At 47.6% G+C, this 18,313-nt stretch carries 23 protein-coding genes; 22 read left to right on the top strand and 1 reads right to left on the bottom strand.

Annotated elements, in window-relative coordinates; translation table 11 throughout:
• The 11 genes from WC764_04445 to WC764_04395 form a co-directional block, all read left to right on the top strand.
• The coding region (locus tag WC764_04445) for an HK97 family phage prohead protease (protein MFA6006942.1) at positions 1-684 on the top strand (684 nt) is incomplete at its 5' end.
• 9 nt (positions 685-693) lie between these two features.
• On the top strand, positions 694-1,878 hold the full coding sequence (locus tag WC764_04440; protein ID MFA6006941.1) for a phage major capsid protein: 1,185 nt from the start codon (positions 694-696) through the stop codon (positions 1,876-1,878).
• A 13-nt stretch (positions 1,879-1,891) separates the two neighbouring features.
• Positions 1,892-2,143, top strand: a complete 252-nt coding sequence (locus tag WC764_04435) for a hypothetical protein (protein MFA6006940.1) — start codon at positions 1,892-1,894, stop codon at positions 2,141-2,143.
• Between the two features lie 19 nt (positions 2,144-2,162).
• Complete coding sequence (locus WC764_04430) at positions 2,163-2,582, top strand: hypothetical protein (GenBank protein ID MFA6006939.1); 420 nt, start codon at positions 2,163-2,165, stop codon at positions 2,580-2,582.
• A gap of 544 nt (positions 2,583-3,126) precedes the next feature.
• On the top strand, positions 3,127-3,750 hold the full coding sequence (locus tag WC764_04425) for a hypothetical protein (protein ID MFA6006938.1): 624 nt from the start codon (positions 3,127-3,129) through the stop codon (positions 3,748-3,750).
• 1 nt (position 3,751) lies between these two features.
• Entirely contained in the window at positions 3,752-4,207 is a 456-nt protein-coding gene (locus WC764_04420) for an HK97 gp10 family phage protein (GenBank protein MFA6006937.1), read from the top strand.
• A gap of 53 nt (positions 4,208-4,260) precedes the next feature.
• Entirely contained in the window at positions 4,261-4,698 is a 438-nt protein-coding gene (locus WC764_04415) for a hypothetical protein (protein MFA6006936.1), read from the top strand.
• Positions 4,699-4,713: 15 nt separating this feature from the next.
• Positions 4,714-4,899: a hypothetical protein gene (locus tag WC764_04410; GenBank protein ID MFA6006935.1), complete on the top strand. Its 186-nt coding sequence runs from the start codon at positions 4,714-4,716 to the stop codon at positions 4,897-4,899.
• Positions 4,900-4,910: 11 nt separating this feature from the next.
• The gene (locus WC764_04405; protein ID MFA6006934.1) at positions 4,911-6,143 is read left to right on the top strand and encodes a phage tail tube protein; all 1,233 of its coding nucleotides are present in this window, start codon (positions 4,911-4,913) and stop codon (positions 6,141-6,143) included.
• A 16-nt stretch (positions 6,144-6,159) separates the two neighbouring features.
• Positions 6,160-6,483 (top strand): hypothetical protein, encoded by a 324-nt coding sequence (locus tag WC764_04400; protein ID MFA6006933.1) that lies wholly within the window; start codon positions 6,160-6,162, stop codon positions 6,481-6,483.
• 1 nt (position 6,484) lies between these two features.
• Positions 6,485-6,670, top strand: coding sequence for a hypothetical protein (locus tag WC764_04395; GenBank protein ID MFA6006932.1), 186 nt, complete (start codon positions 6,485-6,487; stop codon positions 6,668-6,670).
• A gap of 145 nt (positions 6,671-6,815) precedes the next feature.
• Here WC764_04395 and WC764_04390 read toward each other — a convergent pair whose 3' ends face one another.
• Positions 6,816-7,088, bottom strand: coding sequence for a hypothetical protein (locus tag WC764_04390; protein MFA6006931.1), 273 nt, complete (start codon positions 7,086-7,088; stop codon positions 6,816-6,818).
• Between the two features lie 166 nt (positions 7,089-7,254).
• Between WC764_04390 and WC764_04385 the strand changes: the two genes are divergently transcribed.
• From WC764_04385 to WC764_04335, 11 genes are all read left to right on the top strand, one after another.
• Positions 7,255-7,623: a hypothetical protein gene (locus WC764_04385; protein ID MFA6006930.1), complete on the top strand. Its 369-nt coding sequence runs from the start codon at positions 7,255-7,257 to the stop codon at positions 7,621-7,623.
• A gap of 78 nt (positions 7,624-7,701) precedes the next feature.
• On the top strand, positions 7,702-8,037 hold the full coding sequence (locus WC764_04380) for a hypothetical protein (protein ID MFA6006929.1): 336 nt from the start codon (positions 7,702-7,704) through the stop codon (positions 8,035-8,037).
• Positions 8,038-8,078: 41 nt separating this feature from the next.
• Positions 8,079-8,642: a hypothetical protein gene (locus WC764_04375; protein MFA6006928.1), complete on the top strand. Its 564-nt coding sequence runs from the start codon at positions 8,079-8,081 to the stop codon at positions 8,640-8,642.
• Positions 8,643-9,023: 381 nt separating this feature from the next.
• Positions 9,024-9,386 carry a hypothetical protein gene (locus WC764_04370; protein ID MFA6006927.1) on the top strand — a complete coding sequence of 121 codons (363 nt, stop codon included), beginning with the start codon at positions 9,024-9,026 and terminating at the stop codon, positions 9,384-9,386.
• A 223-nt stretch (positions 9,387-9,609) separates the two neighbouring features.
• Positions 9,610-10,989 (top strand): hypothetical protein, encoded by a 1,380-nt coding sequence (locus tag WC764_04365; protein ID MFA6006926.1) that lies wholly within the window; start codon positions 9,610-9,612, stop codon positions 10,987-10,989.
• Position 10,990: 1 nt separating this feature from the next.
• Positions 10,991-12,982 (top strand): hypothetical protein, encoded by a 1,992-nt coding sequence (locus WC764_04360; GenBank protein MFA6006925.1) that lies wholly within the window; start codon positions 10,991-10,993, stop codon positions 12,980-12,982.
• Positions 12,983-12,994: 12 nt separating this feature from the next.
• Positions 12,995-13,474, top strand: coding sequence for a hypothetical protein (locus tag WC764_04355; protein ID MFA6006924.1), 480 nt, complete (start codon positions 12,995-12,997; stop codon positions 13,472-13,474).
• Position 13,475: 1 nt separating this feature from the next.
• Complete coding sequence (locus tag WC764_04350; GenBank protein MFA6006923.1) at positions 13,476-14,819, top strand: hypothetical protein; 1,344 nt, start codon at positions 13,476-13,478, stop codon at positions 14,817-14,819.
• Between the two features lies 1 nt (position 14,820).
• Entirely contained in the window at positions 14,821-15,414 is a 594-nt protein-coding gene (locus WC764_04345; GenBank protein ID MFA6006922.1) for a hypothetical protein, read from the top strand.
• Positions 15,415-15,455: 41 nt separating this feature from the next.
• Complete coding sequence (locus WC764_04340) at positions 15,456-16,136, top strand: hypothetical protein (protein MFA6006921.1); 681 nt, start codon at positions 15,456-15,458, stop codon at positions 16,134-16,136.
• Between the two features lie 1,796 nt (positions 16,137-17,932).
• Entirely contained in the window at positions 17,933-18,220 is a 288-nt protein-coding gene (locus WC764_04335) for a hypothetical protein (protein MFA6006920.1), read from the top strand.
• The last annotated feature ends 93 nt before the right edge of the window (positions 18,221-18,313 follow it).

The raw sequence follows: 18,313 nt of genomic DNA, 5'->3' as shown, positions 1-18,313 counted from the left end.
CCAGTCTTTCACGATATTACGCAAGCCGCAAAAGACACAAAGGAAATGGTTGAACAAGGTTTTCTTGATACCGTCTCGGTAGGATTTTTACGCAATCAAGATGAGAAGGGCGTGGTTAAAAATGAATTGATGGAAGTATCTTTTGTCGCCGTTCCTGCTAATGTCAATGCCCGCATCCTTGCGGTTAAGGATATTTCAGCCGATGAAGAAAAAGCAGTCGAGGAGTTTGTAAAGGAAGAAAACGCGCCAGCGCGAAAAGCACCAATGGAAGGCGATGTTTGCACGATGGAAGATGGCTCGGAAGGCGTTATGGGAATGAGCGACGAAGGCGAGATGGTTTGTATGATGAAGAAAGTCGAACCAAAGGAGGAAGAAAAAACGATTGAAGCGGATGAGATAAAATCAGGTCGTGTTCTCTCGCAAAAGAATCGTGGTATAATCACAACAGCAAAGGACGCTATGTCGTCCAGCATCGCCGCCTTGGATGAACTCCTGAAAGCAACGGAGCCGTCAGAGGGTGGCGAAGGAGAGGCGGAAATTGCCACTCCCGAAGAAAAAGGTCGAACCCCGCGCTCATCAGAAAAGGACGATAGCTATCAAAAGTTCATCGAGCTTCGAAAGGTTACGCGGGCGGTAGTAACAGCAATTTCAGAGGCGTTGAAAGACGCTAAACTTAATAAATAACTTCTAAATATGAATGAAGAAGAACTAAAGGCACTCGCGTTGAGTGTCAAAAAGACAGTCGACGACAGTATTCAGGAAAACCTGAAACAGGAAGTCGGCGCGCAAGTAGCCGCCGCAACACGTAAAATCGTTGAGGAATTGCGAATGGAGCGCAACGTATTCGGTTATGACCGAACGGGACTCACAAAGGAACAAAAGAAAGAAATCGCCGCCTCGATTAAAGCGGTAGCTTTTGGCAATCACGCCGTAAAGGCGGGCGAGGAACTTATCACCGAAGTTGACTCTCGCGGTGGTTATCTTTTGCCTGTTGAGGTAGCGAACTCGATTCAGCGCATCGCTCGCTCGGTAGGACTCGTAATGTCAAAGGCACAGCCGTGGCCTATGGATAGCGACGAACTCGATGTCCCAGCATACACGGGCTCGATTCTTTCAGGTGCTTATCTTGGCGTAAACGCCGCAGGAGACATTACGGCCGCTACCTTCAAGATGGCGAAACTCGCTATCAAGAAGTGGCAATTGGCTTTCTGTGTTGGCAACGACCTATTGAACGATGCCCCAGAGAACTTGGCGGATTGGCTCTTGGCTTTGGCTGGTGAAGCACTCGCGAATATGGTTGATTCGCAAGGTCTTAACGGCACAGGCAATCCATTCACAGGTATCTTGCAGAGCGCGGATGTAACGGCAGTAACCCTCGGGACAGGCAAGGACACGTTTGCCGAATATAACGTGATTGATGACTCCTCGACTGTTGTAGGCAACCTCGAAGAGTCAGCCCTCAGTGAGGCGTGTTTCGTGTTCTCACGAACAGTTTGGGCAAGCTTACGCACGCAGAAAGATGACGCAGGTTCGTATCTCCTAGACCAGCGTTATCAAGAAGTCTTCAAACTCGACCCGAAGTCTCCAGCGGGACCAAGCCCAGTCGGTCAAATGTTTGGTTATCCTGTTTACACGAATCGCAATATGCCAGCTCTCTCGGCAACGGCGGTTTCGACCAAGTTTGGAATCTTCGGTAGCTTCTCGGCGATGGCGTTCGGTCGTAAGGGTTCGATGTCAATGGAGCAATACAAGTCAGGAACATTCGGGAGCAAGGAAATCGCCCTCGCAGACCAGACGGGTTTGGTCATCAAAGACCGCCACGCTCTTGTATTGACCCTTCCAGAGGCGTTCGTGACAATCAAGACAGCCGCTTCCTAGTCCTTAATTTCCTATGCGTAAAACAAAGCGCGTAACTGCGAAAAAAAAAGACGCACAGGGAAAAGCCCCTTACCGCGTTCTCCATCCCATCTCTTGGCTTGGAGAACGTGTTGAGAGGGGTTCAATTCTTGGGATGACCGCCGCCGATGCTAAAAACATCGGGGCTAGTTATCTCGAATTGGTTGATAAGGAAAAAGAAGAAAAGAAGGAAAAAGAAGAAGCGGAACAGCAAAAAGAAATTGCGGGTTCCGAGATAGATATTTAACTAATTTACGAAAAATCCTATGTTAGAAAATCTCAAAGTTGTCGCGAGTATCCAACCGCAGACAATCACAGTCAATGGCGGCGACACCTCCGGTGAAACTGTTATTGATACGATGGGGTTTGGTAGCGTTCTTTTCGCAATCGTTGCAGGAAATGGCACGTTTGTTGATGAGACTTATACCTTCAAGGTGTATGAGAGCGTATCAAACGACTCCACGACAGGAGCAGTGATTACGGGTGCCTCCGAGGCAATCACAGCAGACAATACCGTGAAAACAATCCTCGTTTCAGGACTTGGAACAGGGTCGCGAAAGCGGTATATGTGGGTGCGTTGCACAACGTCAGGCTCAAACGAATCCTTGCCTAGCACGGCAATCGCGATTCTTGGCCCTGCCACGGGACAATTGAATCCAGTTGACGCACCAGACGATAGCGTCTAGTAGTCAGCGGCTCTCTCCCTGATTTCTTGGGGAGAGTCCATTGATTACTTGTGCCTTTGGCTCGCATATAATACAATGCGGGTATGATTAAGCAATGCCCCATTTGTCGCAAATCTTTTAAGGCTATTCGGGCTACAAATATATTTTGTTCTAATCCTTGTAAAGGGAAAAACCGCAGGAACAGCGTTTTATTATCGTGTGCAATTTGTAGGAAACAAATAAAAAGGTGGCCGTCCTGCGTTGCTCGTCGTCCAAATAGCAATGTTTTTTGTTCAATAAAGTGTAAAGGGGAGCATACTAGAAAATATAAAACGACTACTCGCGAATTAAGTGGCAGATGGACGAAAGGAACCCCAAGCTATAAAGCCCTACACGACAGAGTTCGTAAAAAGTTTGGAAAACCAAAAAAGTGTCTCGCTTGTGGGAGCGAGGAACACGTCCAATGGGCAAATAAAAGCAGGCAGTATATTGATGAGGATGACTTTATTTCTCTATGTGCAATTTGTCATTCAAAGTATGATAGGAATATGTTACAATCAAAGATATGAGCTTAATAGCACACGCCCTTACTCAAGTTGCCAGAGTAAAATCACGGCTGGATATTGCTACCGCAACGACTACTTGGGACACCTTATTCGAAAGACTTATCGCTTCGGCAACTGATAAAATCGAGAGACTCGCAGGCGGTCGTCGCTTCAAGGAAACAACCTACACGAATGAAGTTTATAGCGGAGGCGACGGACAGCAGACGATGATTACGCTCCGTCATTTCCCTGTTACGGTACTATCCGCAGTTTCGTATCGCGCGGGGACTCCCGACACTCCAGCGTGGACGGCTTTTGACGATTCTGAATACGAACTTTTGAACGATAGGGAGCCCCGACGTGTCCGTATCTATAACGCTGTCTACAAAGGACAAAACAACATCCGTGTTACTTATACGGCGGGATATAAAATTGATTTCACTGCGGAGACTACTATCGCTTCGCACAACCTACCTTTTGATATTGAGGACTTATGCCAAAGAATCGTGGCGTGGGAGTGGAAACGCCGAGATTCGGAAGGTAAAACAAACGAAGCGGGGGCTGAAGCAAGTGTGTCGTGGCGTGAAATCTTAACCGAGGACGATAAGGAGCTACTTCGAAGATTGAATCCTACATCGTTTTGATATGGCTACTTACGCGGTTGAGAGTCGGAATCTCGATAAACTCCGCAAAGCCTTCGAGCAAAGCCCTAAAATCGTCGAGAAACGCTTGCAGGACGCTATCGGGGCGTCTATTGCAGAATTGCACAAGAACGCTGTTAAAGGGGTCGTTCCTTGGCGCACGGGCTATCTTACGCACTCCTTCGGGCTTGGGATTCTCATAGGGCGACTGTTCGGACGAATCAGACCTACGGCTGAATATGCGATTTACGTTCACGAAGGCACCAGACCGCACGTTATCAAGGCAAGAAAAGGCGGAGGATTGTTTTGGAAGGGAGCCGCTCATCCCGTGAAATCCGTTCAACATCCTGGAACCAAACCCAACAGGTTTATGCCGAGGGTTCTTGATAAGGCGAAGGATAGAATCGAGGGGCATTTCAAAAGAGCATTGGAATTGGTAGCCGCCGATATAGCGAAGTAAAATCTATACATTTTTCTTAAACCTACTCATTTCTCTCTTAAATCTACTCATCTATGGGATGGTCAGCAATCAGGGCTAAAATCAAAACGAAACTCGACGGACTCGTAACGTCGGGGAGTTTAGGTTCCGTGTATAACGGAGAACAGAACCCGCAGAATGTCGAGTTTTCCGCTTATCCCGCCGCTGTAATTATCCGAACGCAATCAGAGCCCGAGTTTTTCACCAATCGCGAGGATATTCAAACATATATTTTTACAATCAACGTCTATCAGCAGATTGTCGGAGACGATTGGCATACGCAAGAGATTGCACTTGACGACCCGATTGACGCTGTTATCCAAGCATTTCTAAATGACGCGAGTTTAACGGGAAGCGTTGACGGACGGATTCAACCCATAGCGAACGGCGGGTCGGTAATCTCTTGGAACGGGAAGATGCACAGACTTGAAACCATAACGCTACGGTGCAAAAAAATAACAGCGATGGCATAACGTGATATAATCACTATGCAGACTCTTTCTTCTCATAAGGCGATGACATCAAACAGCCCCTCTATCTCGAATAAAGGAGACCGAGAAGAAGTCTATATTTTTACAGGCGAAGGGGAATACCCCGCTTCAATCGTGAAGGCGAAAAGTATGGAGGAGGCGGAAGCGCGTTATCGGAATCAACTTGAAAAAGAATTATCATAATTTGAAACTATATGTCTAAAATGGCAGGCGACCTTGTCCAGATAGGAGTGGGAAAAGAAACCACAAGAGGAACAAAAGTAGCCCCTGCATACGAAATGCATTGGGGAGAAATGGAGTTTAACGAAAAGGTTTTGACTTCACTCGACGAATCGCGAACGGGTATCTTGGAAGACAGTCGTGATTTGAAAGTGGTGGGAAAGTTTGCGGAGGGTTCTATTACCGCCCCCGTGAGAGAGAAATCAATCGGGCTTTTTCTTCAATCACTTTTTGGAACTTCGGCTAACGCGGGTCCGACGGATTCGGCTTATACACATACGTTCACAGTCGAGGAAGCGGTGCAACATACATCCCTAACGCTTCATCGAAAAGACCCGAATGGAGGATTTGATTTTCCTCTTTCGATGATTTCTAACTTTGAACTTTCGATTGAGAACGATAAGCACGCGATGTTTTCGGCTGACTTCCGTTCAAAGCAAGGAACGCAGACATTGGCGACCTTCACGATTACGATCGCGACTCCGGGCGTTGGAACGCTTGTGGCTCATACTCTCGCAACGGGAGATGCGGTTGTCCCAACAACCACGGGCGCGTTACCGACAGGACTCACTGCTGGCACAACTTACTACATCATAAGAATTGACGCGGATACTTTCAACCTCGCCACAACGCTTGCAAATGCGCTTGCCAACACTAAAATAGCCACCTCGGTTTCACAATCAGGAACGCATACATTGACTCTCGTTAATCGTTATCTTCCTGCTGTCCCAGTAACGGAAAACGTCTTCTTGCCACAGCATTGCGTATTCAAAACCGCTTCGACACAGGCAGGATTGGACGGGGCTAGTGCGGTCAATATCCGTTCAGCGAAACTCACAATCTCGTCGGAAGTGGAAGATGATAGAAGCCTCGGTAGTCTTGACCCGACGGACATTCTGAACAAAGGATTCTCGGTTAAGGCGGAAATCACGATAGCCCGCTCCGCCGATACTTATGTTACGGCTCTTAAAGCAGGGACGGCTTACGCTCTACGGATTGACTTGAACAATACCGACGCTCTCATTGGCGCGACTTCTACTCCACGACTTTATTTCGATCTTCATCAAGTGATTCTAGAGGATGCCGATACCGATGTCTCAAAAGGCGAGATAACATTGCAGACGCTTTCGTTCAAAGCGACTTACAAGGAAGCGGATAGCGCGATGATAAAAGCATACTTGGTCAATTCCGTGGCAACAGTAGTCTAATCCTTAACTTCTCTATATGGACTTCTTTCAAGACGAGGCTTATATGAACGACGCGGTCATCGTCGGGCTTGCTACGACAATCCTTACCGAAGTTTCAAAGAAATCGAAATGGAAATATCTCGCTTGGGTTGATGCCGCGAAACCTGAACAGATAAAGTTTACCGCTGGCGCGATTTCTTTAGTCTTGATTCTTCTTCGCAAGATTCAAAGCGGAGAAATCAATCAAGGTAATCTGTTGCTCTCGATTAAAGGGTTAATCGGTTCTTGGTTGGTAGCTTGGCTGGTATCTCACTTCGCATATCAGGGCGTGCCGTATGTGAATAAAATCACGCCAAAATGATATGGAGACGACCATTGAAAGTGACCACGACCTACTCGTCAGGATTGATGAAAAACTAAAGGCCGTCATTGATAATTATGTTACAAAGAAAGAATTTGCGCCTGTTAAAATTATAGTCTATGGGATGGTAGGAATAATTTTGACAAGTGTGATGGGAGGACTGATTACTCTCGTTGTTGTTAAATGAAAGTTTCGTCTCTCCCTTCCCTCATTGACCACCTCGCTCACTAATCTTCCTTTGGCGAGGATAGATAGTAAATGAGGGGCTAGGGGAGATGAAACAACTGCCGCGGCAGACAATCCGCTGTAATCGAAAAGGATAGGTGTTCTTTTCAAAACATAAATAGGATGTGGTCAGCAGTGAAACACGGCATGGCGGAGATCAAACTCCGCAGAACCGCAACAGAGATAAGATGTGTATAGAACGCGTAAACACTATACATATCGGAGGTGCGACGATGATTAAAAAATGTCTCTGTTGCGGTTCTGCGGAGTTTGTCCAAGTCGGCGACGGCAACCAGCTCGACGTAAGCCACGGTATCTGCGGTAACGTCTTGTGCGGTCGCATTTTCGACGCTTGGCAAAAGTCCGAGTTTCTCAACCACAACTACTCTCTCACGGAGTTTGCAAAACAAATCTTCGAGGAGAGAAGGAGGGCAAAATGCGACTAGCGTGTTTCTGTTGCGGCGGTCTGTTCGACTACCACGGCAAAGACGAGGACGCAGATCGTCTCGTGTTCTGTGGAGAGGATTGCAAAGCGATCTTCAAGGAGTGGGTCAGTGCCTACGACCAAATCTCGCTTACGCGGTACTACCTACTGCGGAAGCACACCAAAACGCTCAACGAAAAGGACGTGTTGACGTGAAGATATTTTTCTTTGACGACAAGCCGATCGAGATGGACATTGACCACGATTTGGCTTGGTCGTGGTGGTCGGCGGTGAAGCGTGGGATAGCGGAAATCAAAATCCGCGTTCCGTTCCGTGGAGGAGCGATTCTCTACGACTTCGCGCGGATAGACGCAACTCGGACGTTTCACCCGCCAACGAGGCACGACGCGATTCCGCCGCCTCCAGATACGCTGAAGGCACCACCGCCCTCAATGGAGGGGTGCGATGACCTGCCTCCGTCGCGTCAGTGACATCTTCTTGGTCGGGCTTCTATGCTCGACCTTTCTTTCTATGTTACAATATACGCATAATTCAATCATATTTATTTTATGGTTCACGCATATCTAAAACAGTTAGTAGCTAACGGCGACGGTAAGTTTACCGTTTGCAAGATTGGGGCAGAAGATGAAGGCGGTCTTGCCGCGAAGCGCGATATGTATCTCGCCGACGATTGGCAGGATTCAAGCGAAGAAGAATACGTCGCTCAATTCGCGGAAAGAACAGCTCCCGTTGAAAGCGCGGAGGATAAAGCACTAGGAGAGAGTGAGGAACCAGCAGAAGCCCCTGTGGAAGTTCCAGCAGACGCCGAAGCGGAGAAAGTTGCCGAAGCGGAGAAGGTTGAAGAAGCCCCCGTGGAAGCCCCCGTGGTGCCAGCCGAATCCTAGTCTAATTTGACTTCCGTTTGATTTCCGAGTATATTATCGTGATGCCTTACGATAAACAATACTACTTACAGCATAAAGAAAGATACATTACTAAAGCGCGGGAATGGGCACTTGCTCATCCCGAACAGCGACGACAAATTGCTCGTAATTCAGCCAGACGGAAATGCGGAACGACAAAGAAAAGTCTCGCGATATCCACAACTTGGCTCGGTCGAAAATGGGAAAAATGGTTGGCTTCAAAGCTCAATGCCGTTGATGTAAACGCGGATGGGATGGGGAAGCCTTATGACTTGCTTTGGGATGGAAAAAGGATAGATGTAAAGGCTCATAACCTCTATAGGCGTAAGAAAAAAAGAGGACGACCTGTGGGTAAGGTCGGCGGCTGGTGGGCTTTTTCTCGTGGGATTGGTGAATGTGATTATTATTTCTGTCTCTGCTTGATAAATGGGATTCTTGAAAAAGCGTTTTTAATTCCTAGCAGTAAACTCCCAAAAAGCGGGACAACGATTGGCTGGAAATCAAAAAAATATGCCGAATATCTTATTCTCTCCTCTGACCAGATTCCATTTAACCCAACGGTTTGGAATAAACCCGAGTTTCTATAGGGTTTATGGCTTAAAGGCACACAACGGGCTGGATCTTCGAACAAAGTTTGCAGACACGCCGCTTGGTCATAGGCACGTTCGTCCTATGGCGAGCGGCGTTGTTATTGAAGTAGGGAACCAAGGAAGAAAGGGATACGGACGATTCATCAGATTGCGACACGCCGACGGTTCACAAACTGTCTACGGACATTTATGGAAAGAGTTTGTTAAGGTCGGCCAAAGTGTTTCACGTGAAACATTGTCAAAAGGGACTGTAATGGCATTGACCGACAACACAGGACGCTCAACAGGTTCTCATCTTCATTGTGGTTACAGACCCTTCCATTGGAATCAACAAAATGGTTACGCAGGATATACGAACTTCTTAAACTTACTCGTTATATGACAAGAGAAACAAAAACATTAAAAACTCCTGCAGGCAAGGAGTTTATTTTGAATTGCTGGCTCACAGCCCGCGAAGCGAGAGAATTAAAAGAAATCACTTTCAAGCATATAAAGTTTGGAATGGAGAATGTTGCAGGGCGAGACGGGGTTACCCAAAGCCCGACGATGAAAGAATACGATGCGGCGGCTACAATGCGAGAAAAGGATGAGGCTACTATCAGACTTCTCGTTATTTCCTATGACGGGAATGTTGAAAATATCTTGGAGAGACTTTTGGACAGTCCGGCGTCAGAATGGGATTCGGTTTTGTCGGCGGCAAACGAAATAGTACTAAACCCCACCGAGCCGAAGTTGCAATAGGGTGGCGTTGTTACTTCGGCGGAGAGAGGGCGAGATTTTTTCCTGAAATGCAGGCGGCTATCTTATGCCGTGAGATGGGATGGACTTGGCACGATTTCCAATCTCAACCACAGCCATTCATTGATTACTTGTGGGATATGCTCCAAGAGGAAGCAAGAGCGCAAAAGAAGCAGAATAAAAGCCGCTCGAAATAGGAGCGGTTTTTGTGATAGAATAACCCTATATGTCTTCACAAACAGAATTGGATATTGTTATACGCGCAAAAGACGAAGCCTCAAAGGTTTTTGGCAAAATGAAAGTCGACCTCAAAGAACTTGGGATGGCTATGGCTGGCGTAGGGACTGCTATCACTGGGGCTTTAGGGCTTGCAGTAAAGGCGGCAGGGGAAGGTATCAAACAAAACGCTCAACTCGAAGCCGTGTTGAAATCCACAAAAGGCGCGGTAGGTCTCACGGCGGATGAAATAAAGCGGATGGCGAGCGAATTACAAAAGACTACAACCGTTGAAGATGAAGCGATTCAAGCAGGTCAGAATATGCTTCTCTCCTTTACTCATATCGGAAAAGAGGTATTTCCGACAGCTACTGCCGCCTTGCTCGATATGGCGACGGCGATGAATGACGGCGCGACCCCATCGGCTTCGCAATTATCCAGTCAGGCAATTCAACTTGGAAAAGCCCTGAACAATCCCGTTGACGGCATTTCAGCCCTTACTAGAGTCGGCGTGGCGTTCACCGACCAGCAAAAGGCGCAAATTGAAGCAATGGTCAAAGCAGGCGACGTGGCGGGGGCGCAAAAGATTATTCTTGCCGAACTCGCGGTGGAGTTTGGCGGACGTTCAACAGCGGCGGCAAAAACTTTTGAAGGACAGTTACTACAACTCAAAAACACTTGGGGCGACATTGTGGAAGAAATCGGAATGAAAGTTATCCCGATACTTCAAAAACTCGTTGATTTCATAAAACCTATCTTGGACAAGATGGCAATATGGTTAGAGAAAAATCCTCAACTTGTGGACATCTTGATTAAAACCGCCCTTGTTTTGGGTCCGCTATTGATTCTCATTCCAGCTCTTACTATTGCCCTCGCGGCTCTACTTTCACCGATTGGATTGATAATCATAGCAGTCGGCGGTCTTGTATTTGCAGGAGTAACCCTCGCGGAAAATTGGGATGCCTTAAAAATCAGCGCGGAGATGAATTGGAATCTAATTAAAAATACGATAATCGGCGCGCTAGATGAAATTAAAAATGCGGTTTCGACAATGGTTTCAATCGCTTTTCCAAAATTAAGTGCTTTTATCACGCTCGCTAATACTGCAATAGCGGCGGTCAATAAAGTTACCGGAACGAATATCGGCAGTATCCCGGGCGGAATATCTGTTCCTAAAATGGCAAAGGGCGGGATTGTAACCTCACCTACCTTGGCGATGATTGGAGAATCGGGAGCGGAGGCGGTCGTGCCTCTTTCAAGGGGTGGTGGCTTTGGAACGACGGTCAATATCTCGATTGGTTCATTTTTTGGCGGCGACCCTGAACGCGCCGCTAGAGAAATCGGAGACTTGATAATCAAACGATTGCAACTCAACGCCTCGGTTTCCTAATATGGCGATAACTGTTTCTATCGGCGGAGTGGATAAAAGCGACCAGATAGAATGGGAGTCTTTGAGCGTGGAACAGGTAAAGACTTCACAGATAGATACTTGCAGTTTCAAGTTAAAAAAGCACGCTGGAAAAACCTACTCGCCCGCTATCGGGGATTCTGTCTTGGTTCAAGACGGGGCTACGTCAATTTTTGGCGGCATCGTGGTTAAGATAAACAATTCAATCGAGGCAGGACTTTTAACTCGACTCGCGGTTCAATGCGTCTCTTACGAAAAGCAGTTAGATAGATATTTGGCAGTCAGAGAGTTTACGTCAGTCTCGGCGAGATACATTCTCAACGCTTTACTAGATGAGTTTGTTAACCAACCAAGTAAAGAGATAGACCTTGGAGAATCAACGGAGACGTGGACAACGGAGGACGGGACTGTCGCGGCGAATACTACGGCGGGACAATTCATTGAAGGTTCGCAATCTAGAAAGTTTACGGCTACGGCTTCAAATACCGCTACGGCAAGGAGAGAGACAACGCTTGACCTTACTTTATTTTCAGATGCGACCGCTTCAACTACAAGCGATAAAATCAAGTTTTATGTGTATGTGGATACTCTCGCGAATCTCGCGTCTATTCGGCTTCTTTGCGTCTCGGACGCTGGTGCGACCTATACAAATTATTATGAGACGACTGTCGTGGCGGCTTCACTCGTGGCTGGATGGAATGAAATAATTGTTTTGAAATCCGCTTTTACTTCTTCGGGAAGTCCGAATTGGAACGACATTAAAAAGAGACAATATCGAGTAACTGCTTCAGCTTCGGGGACGGTAAATGTTTCGATAGACGATTGTCGGCTCATAAAATCCACGGCGTTCACAATGGGGAGCGTGAAAGACGCAGACGCTCCGACAATCGGAAGCGTGAAGTTTAACTACGAAAGTGTTTCATCTGCTATAAAACAAGTGGCTGAAATGGTTGGGTGCGATTGGTATATCGACCCCGTCAGGGTTCTTCATTTTTTTGCGCCTTTAACCGAACCCGCGCCTTTTGGGCTTACTGACACTTCCGCTAACTTTGCTTGGGACTCGTTAGACGTCTCGCAGGATTCGGCGACAGTCAAAAATCAAATCTACGTCAGAGGCGGAGAGTATCAAGGCGCGTCAACGGATTTCGATACGGACGCGGATGGCGTGTCTCTTAACTATCGTTCGCCGTATAGAATAAAAAATCTAACTGTAACGGTAGCCGCTGTTTCAAAAACCGTTGGAGTAGATAACCTCGCCGACCCCGCGTCATACGATTGTCTCTATAACTTTATGGAGAAAACCTTAAAGTTCAAGACGGCGACCAAACCGACAGCGGGACAGTTAATCAAGATGACAGGCAACCCGATGATTCCCGTTATCATAAAAAAAGGGGACGCCTCTTCAATTGCAACGCACGGAATCTATGAGTTTCTGATTCTTGATAAAACGATTCTAACTCAACAAGGGGCAAGAGATCGGGCTTCGGCGGAACTCACGGCGTATCGGGATACTCTCATCGAAGGCTCGTTTACGACAGATACGACGGGGCTCCGCGCTGGACAGACGATTTCGATAGCGATCGCGGCAAGAGGGATTTCGGATACCTATATCGTTCAGTCGGTTTATTTCAGGACAAAAAGCCCAACGGGGTTTATCTATGATATAAAAATTGTCTCGACCCGTTCCTTTGGTGTCATTGAATATCTGCTCGGACTCCTTCGTGATTCTAAAAAGCAGATAACAATGAATGATGATGAGGTTATTGATGAGGTTCAAGATATAGACGAAACCGCAACCGTCGCAGACGTATGGACGCAAGGTTCGATGAACGCTCAAACGGAGACGATTACTTTCGGAGAGGCAGAACAAGATGATTTGAATCACGGGACTGTCTTCGTTCTAACCCCTTATGTCTTTTCAGGATTCGCGGATACAAAAAGACCGTTTATTCTCGATGGCAGTCTACTGTCGTGATATACTTCGTTTATGGAATCATTATCCGCGCTTGCGCGATCAGAGGGCTTGAAAATAAAAGGACGTTTGAAATGCACGCTCACGAATCCCGACGGTTCTTTTGAAGTTAAGGAATACGACAACCTTGTCGTAACGGCTGGACGGACGGGAATAGCAAGTCATTTGACCGCAGGAAGCCCAAGTCCTACAACGCTACGGGTCAATTACGTTGCCCTTGGAACAGGCGTTACCGCCCCCGCTAATGGAGACACGACGCTACAAACCGAAGTCTATCGAAAGGCAACGGCAAGTGCGGCTAATGCCTCAAACGTGGCAACGATTACGGGCTATTACACAGCCGCGGAAACGTCAGGGACGTATAGGGAAGCGGGTTTATTTATGAGCGGAACAGGCGCGGCGAATAGTGGGACGCTTCTTTCTCGTGTGGCAATAAATATAACAAAATCAGTAGCGCAAACCCTAACCATCGAATGGACGATAACAATTTCTTGATATGAGCTATCCAACCCCTACTGTGGCAGGCGACCAGCTCCCAGCCGCAGATTTCAATGATTTTTCGTTGAATCCTGTTTATACCTACGGCGAAACTCTTGCCGTGGGCGACGCTGTATATCTGAAAGCGGCAGATGGTAAAATATGGAAAGCGGATGCAGATGTTCAAGCGCAGGTTGACGCCTTCGTCGGAATTGTCGCGGCGGCTGGGAACGCTGATGATACAAAAAGAATCTTCGCACCGGGGAAAGTGGCTACAGGGCTTTCAAGTCTTACAGCTGGCTCGACTTATTATCTTTCAAACACTGCGGGTGGGTTGTCACTAACCGCAGGAACTTTTTCCTATATCGTAGGCGTCGCGATTTCTACAACAGCCCTTTTGGTTGCGCCAAATAACCAACGAGGTAGCCTCAATGATTTCGGCAACGGTTCCGACGGAGAACTCGCCCTTGATGGCACGAATACTTACGCGAGCATTCTTTCAAAAGCGGGAGCAACGTACACCGCTTTACGAGATATCTTCGCGACCAACATTGTTTTTAGTGGGAGCGCGATTTTAGTAACTGCCGGGTATAAGATTTTTGCGAATGGTACTGTGTCCGGAACCGGAACTATCAGAAATAATGGGACAGTTGGTAGCGCAGGAACTAATGGGACAGGGAGCGACACAAACGCAGGCGGCGCGGCAGGGACGTCGGCTCCTGGAGTAACCGTCCCGTCTCCTGCGGCTCCTGGTGCTGGCGGTCAATCAAGTTATTCTGGGCCCTCAAATCCAGGTGTAGCAGGTGGAGCTGTAACGTTTGAGTATTTTACTACTGCGGGTTCTGCGGGCGGGGCTGGCGGCGGCGCAGGCAGTCCAGGAGCGGGCGGAGCTGGAGGAAGCGAAGGCTCTCAAATCGCTTGGCGGCCGTTTTCTATCAATCAAGCAAATCAATGGTTTAGTTTTTCAGGCGCTTCCCTAATTGTAATGCAAGTCGCCCCTGGAGCCGGCGGTGGCGGGGGCGGAGGAGAAGGAACGAACGTGGGTGGAGGTGGTGGTGGAGGCGGAGGCGGGGCTGGCGGTTTCGTCTTTTGCGCTTTCGCTAACATTATTGGTTCGATTACTTTTGAAGCAAAGGGGGCGGCTGGAGGGAACGGTGGTACTGACGCAGGAGCAAACAGTGGCGGTGGCGGCGGGGGGGGCGGAGGTAATGGCGGGATAGTCCTAGTCATCTATCGTTATTCATCGGGCTATACAACCGATGTAACGAGTGGAGCGTATGGGGCAGGCGGGACGGGGACAAACCCAGGCTCTAATGGAGTCGTAGGTTCTGCGGGAATCGCTATCGCCCTACAAATCAAATAATATGAAACTTAACGAATCCGCCTCAATCAAAGGGGAATATCGCCTGACTCTCACCCTCCCTGAAACAGCAAAACAAGAATATCAAGCGATTCTTTCTTTTCTAAAAACTCATCCTGTTTCGAGATTAAAAGACGAAATCGAAAGAGCGTCTCACGCTTCAATCTACCGTGGGCTCCTAGCGGATTACTACAAACGCGCAAAGGTCGAGGAGATGGTTTTCTCAAACTTAATTCCGACAGTCGGGCGTTCGGTTCTCGCTCAACGTCTGGCGAATACAACGACCTACACAGGGATTGTAAATTACGCCGCTCTTGGTTCAGGGACAACCGCTCCAAACAACAGCGATACCCAACTAGGGACGGAATCATATCGAAAAACGATAGACTCTCAAACTTACACGAATAACGTAGCTTATCTTTCCGTGTTCATTCCTGCTGGAACCGCTACCGCAACCCACTATGAAGCAGGGTTATTCATTGATGGAGCGGCTGGGGCGAATACGGGACAGATATTTTCTCGTGTCCTTTTTTCTCCGCCTGTTGCAAAGACGGCTTTAGTTTCACTAACTTTAGACATAAGTTTAACCATATCGTAGGAAGTGCTATAATCAATCTATACTAAAAAATAACTTATCATATGAGCAACCTCACGACAGACACATCTCCGTATCCTCGCAAGACTATAACGGCTATAACAGCCGCATTGGCAGGAACTTTGGGAGCTATCGCTACGCTTCTTGTTACGACGATAACAGGCGTAACAATCAACTCCACGACTCTGACCACATCAACCTTGACCGCGACCAGCACGTCCTCGCTCCAAGGCGCGGTAACGCTTGGCTCAACCTTCGCTTCTCCTGCGGGATTAGCAACGCTCTCCTCGCTTTCAGTTACAGGCACGTCATCATTAACAGGGCTTGCAACAATCGGAGCATTAACTGCTTCGGGAGCCGCTACGTTGAACAGCACGCTGGCTATGCCTTCGGCTCTAGCTACTCTTTCCAGCGTAACCGTTACAGGGACAACGATTCTCGGTGCGTCAGGGGCGAGTATTACGGGTTCTCAAACGGCTCTTCTGACCCTTTCACCCGATTCAATCGAAGGTTATCAATGCACATCAACGGCAACGGCAGTAACGGGCGCAGTATCAGGGAACGCCGTATTAGTTACTCCGCCCTTACAATGGACGACTTCAACCGTGGCTTTCAAAGCGAGCGGATTTGGTGGGACAGCGACGGTTCAAATGTGTAACACATCAGGAACGGCTATTACGCTCACGCCGTCATCCGCTTTGAGGATAACGACAATCCATTACTAAACGAAGGGACTTGGAGACTGGACGTTTCACGTGAAACACAAAAAAACCCCTCACGGGGTTTTTTGCTCTCTATCCAGTCTCTCGTAAAATTGAACCGGATTTCTCAATGCTACGCGGAGCGCAGAAAACGCCTAAACGCCTAAAAGGCGAAAAGGCGAAAAGGCGAAAAGGTGTTTAGATTCGCTTCGACGACTTTGGAAAGTTTATCTCGTCGCGTATCTGCTCACAGAATACCAAAAGCCGTCAGAATAATCCAACGGCTTCGGCTTGTCTCTTTTTTTACCTCTCCGTCGAGGAGTTACCTCACAGTCGGGCAAGCGGAGTGTCCCGCCAAAGAAATCAACCCTTGAACTCTATCACAGAATAGGTGTTTTTGCAAGGTTTTCTGCGTTCCTAGCGAGGTTAGACCCGTCGGGTAGCATAGATGCCCTGAAGCTAAACTAGCGCAGTTTTGAGGGTCGGGCGGCATCAGGAATTGCTTCTAATTGCTTCTAAACCCATTCCTCCAACACTCCCAGCAATTCAGCAATGATGAGAATAACAAGTCCCGAATAAAGCGATAATCCAAGAACCGTGAATCCTACGATACGAATCATTGATTTAATGAGGGACACTTGTTTGTGAGTCATATTTTCTTATGATTTGACTTGGTAACATATAGATCGTCCCACATTTTTTGCATTTGAGCCAAGACTTGAAATAAAAAGATTTTCTCAATTGTTTCTGCGTGATTGCCTTATGCGTTTTTCTTTCCAAAGCCCCACCGCACTTTTTGCACGCATCGTCAATAGTAGGCTCAATCTTGTTAACCTTCTTCGCCTCAAAAGAAACCTCGTTGCCGCAATACTCACAAGAAGCGACAACCCAATTCTCAATCTTTCTGAATCTCCATTGATTCTCGAGGCATTTACTGCAAGCTCTCATTGACATATTTTTCTATCATAATAGCTTCGGTTGTCGAGATATGGTTAGCTCTTGCCCCGTTGTTTCGCTTGCGAAAAAACAAAGCATTCACAGCCCAGTGAAGGGAGACGATACACTTCCCCACGTGGTCAATATGCCAGTCTAGGGAGCGTCAAGAAACGCTTTTAGCGACGCAATCGTTCTTTGATGTGCAACGTCGGCTCGGCTCACGAGCGTGCTAATAGCTTACGGTGTCCCCCGATTGCTGTCGGGAGCGCATCAGGCTTCCGCTTCTTTCGCGCACAGGGATTAACCCTGCTGACGCCTACCGAAAGACCAAATGGATTGGCTTGCCCTAGGCGAGCTATCAACGCAAAAAGCCGCCACTAGGACGGCTCGTTGCGAAACGCAGTTCCGCGTATGATGCGCGGGTCAACAAGTTTGAAGGTTGTTGGACATTCATATTGTAACTGCGTTTAACAGCTATTGCAATAGTACAGCCTCGCCCCTGAAAGAGCAAGAGCGAGGGTTTTGGGCTGTTTTTATGCCCTGCTGGGGCTGGGCAGACTTATCCACATCTATGTATTTCTTTATGATGTAATGAGCACAGCCAAATAACATCTAGGGGTTTCGAATAATCCGCGTGGTGTCCTTGGGTATTCGAGGAACCGCATTTTTCGCACATTGTCCGTTGTAAAAAACCTAATTTGACGGCTTTTTGCAACAGTTTTCTTGGGACATTTGACAATATGCAAGCGATAGCATACTATATGTATAAGGAGTCCAGAAAGGGCACCTAGCGCGGAGGGAGGGGAAGGCGGAGGAATCTACCTTGTCCCTCCCAAAGCAAAACGCGCATAGCGCGAAAATCATTCACACTAATTCACACGCATATGAAATCCACAGAAAAAAATCTAGCAATCCAAGCGAGGGACGCAAAAGCCCAATACGAGAATATGAAGGGTTTGTATCTCAAAGGTCGAATCACTTGGAGCGAATTGCGCCCCTACCGAGCGGAGGCGGAGAAGGCGGAAAAAGAGATGCGCTCCGCAATCAAGAAAGGGAGTTACGCAGAAATCGAGCGAGGGTTGAAAACCAAATACCAGAGCGCGAATAAGGAGAGCGCGAGAGTGTTAAATAATTTTTTTCAGCAAGATAAAAACCTAATTTATTCACACTAATATGCCTATCAAGGTTCATCTTCAAGGGTATTTGAAAAAAGTAGGAGTGTTATCGAAGTTGGTTTTAGTAAGCGAGGACGGAGAAACGAAGCT

Source organism: Candidatus Paceibacterota bacterium (assembly GCA_041660505.1).
Classification (GTDB): domain Bacteria; phylum Patescibacteriota; class Minisyncoccia; order Phycocordibacterales; family JACRKE01; genus JBAZWG01.
Note: the sequence above shows the minus strand (reverse complement) of the source record. Positions and strands in the feature narration are given on the sequence as shown.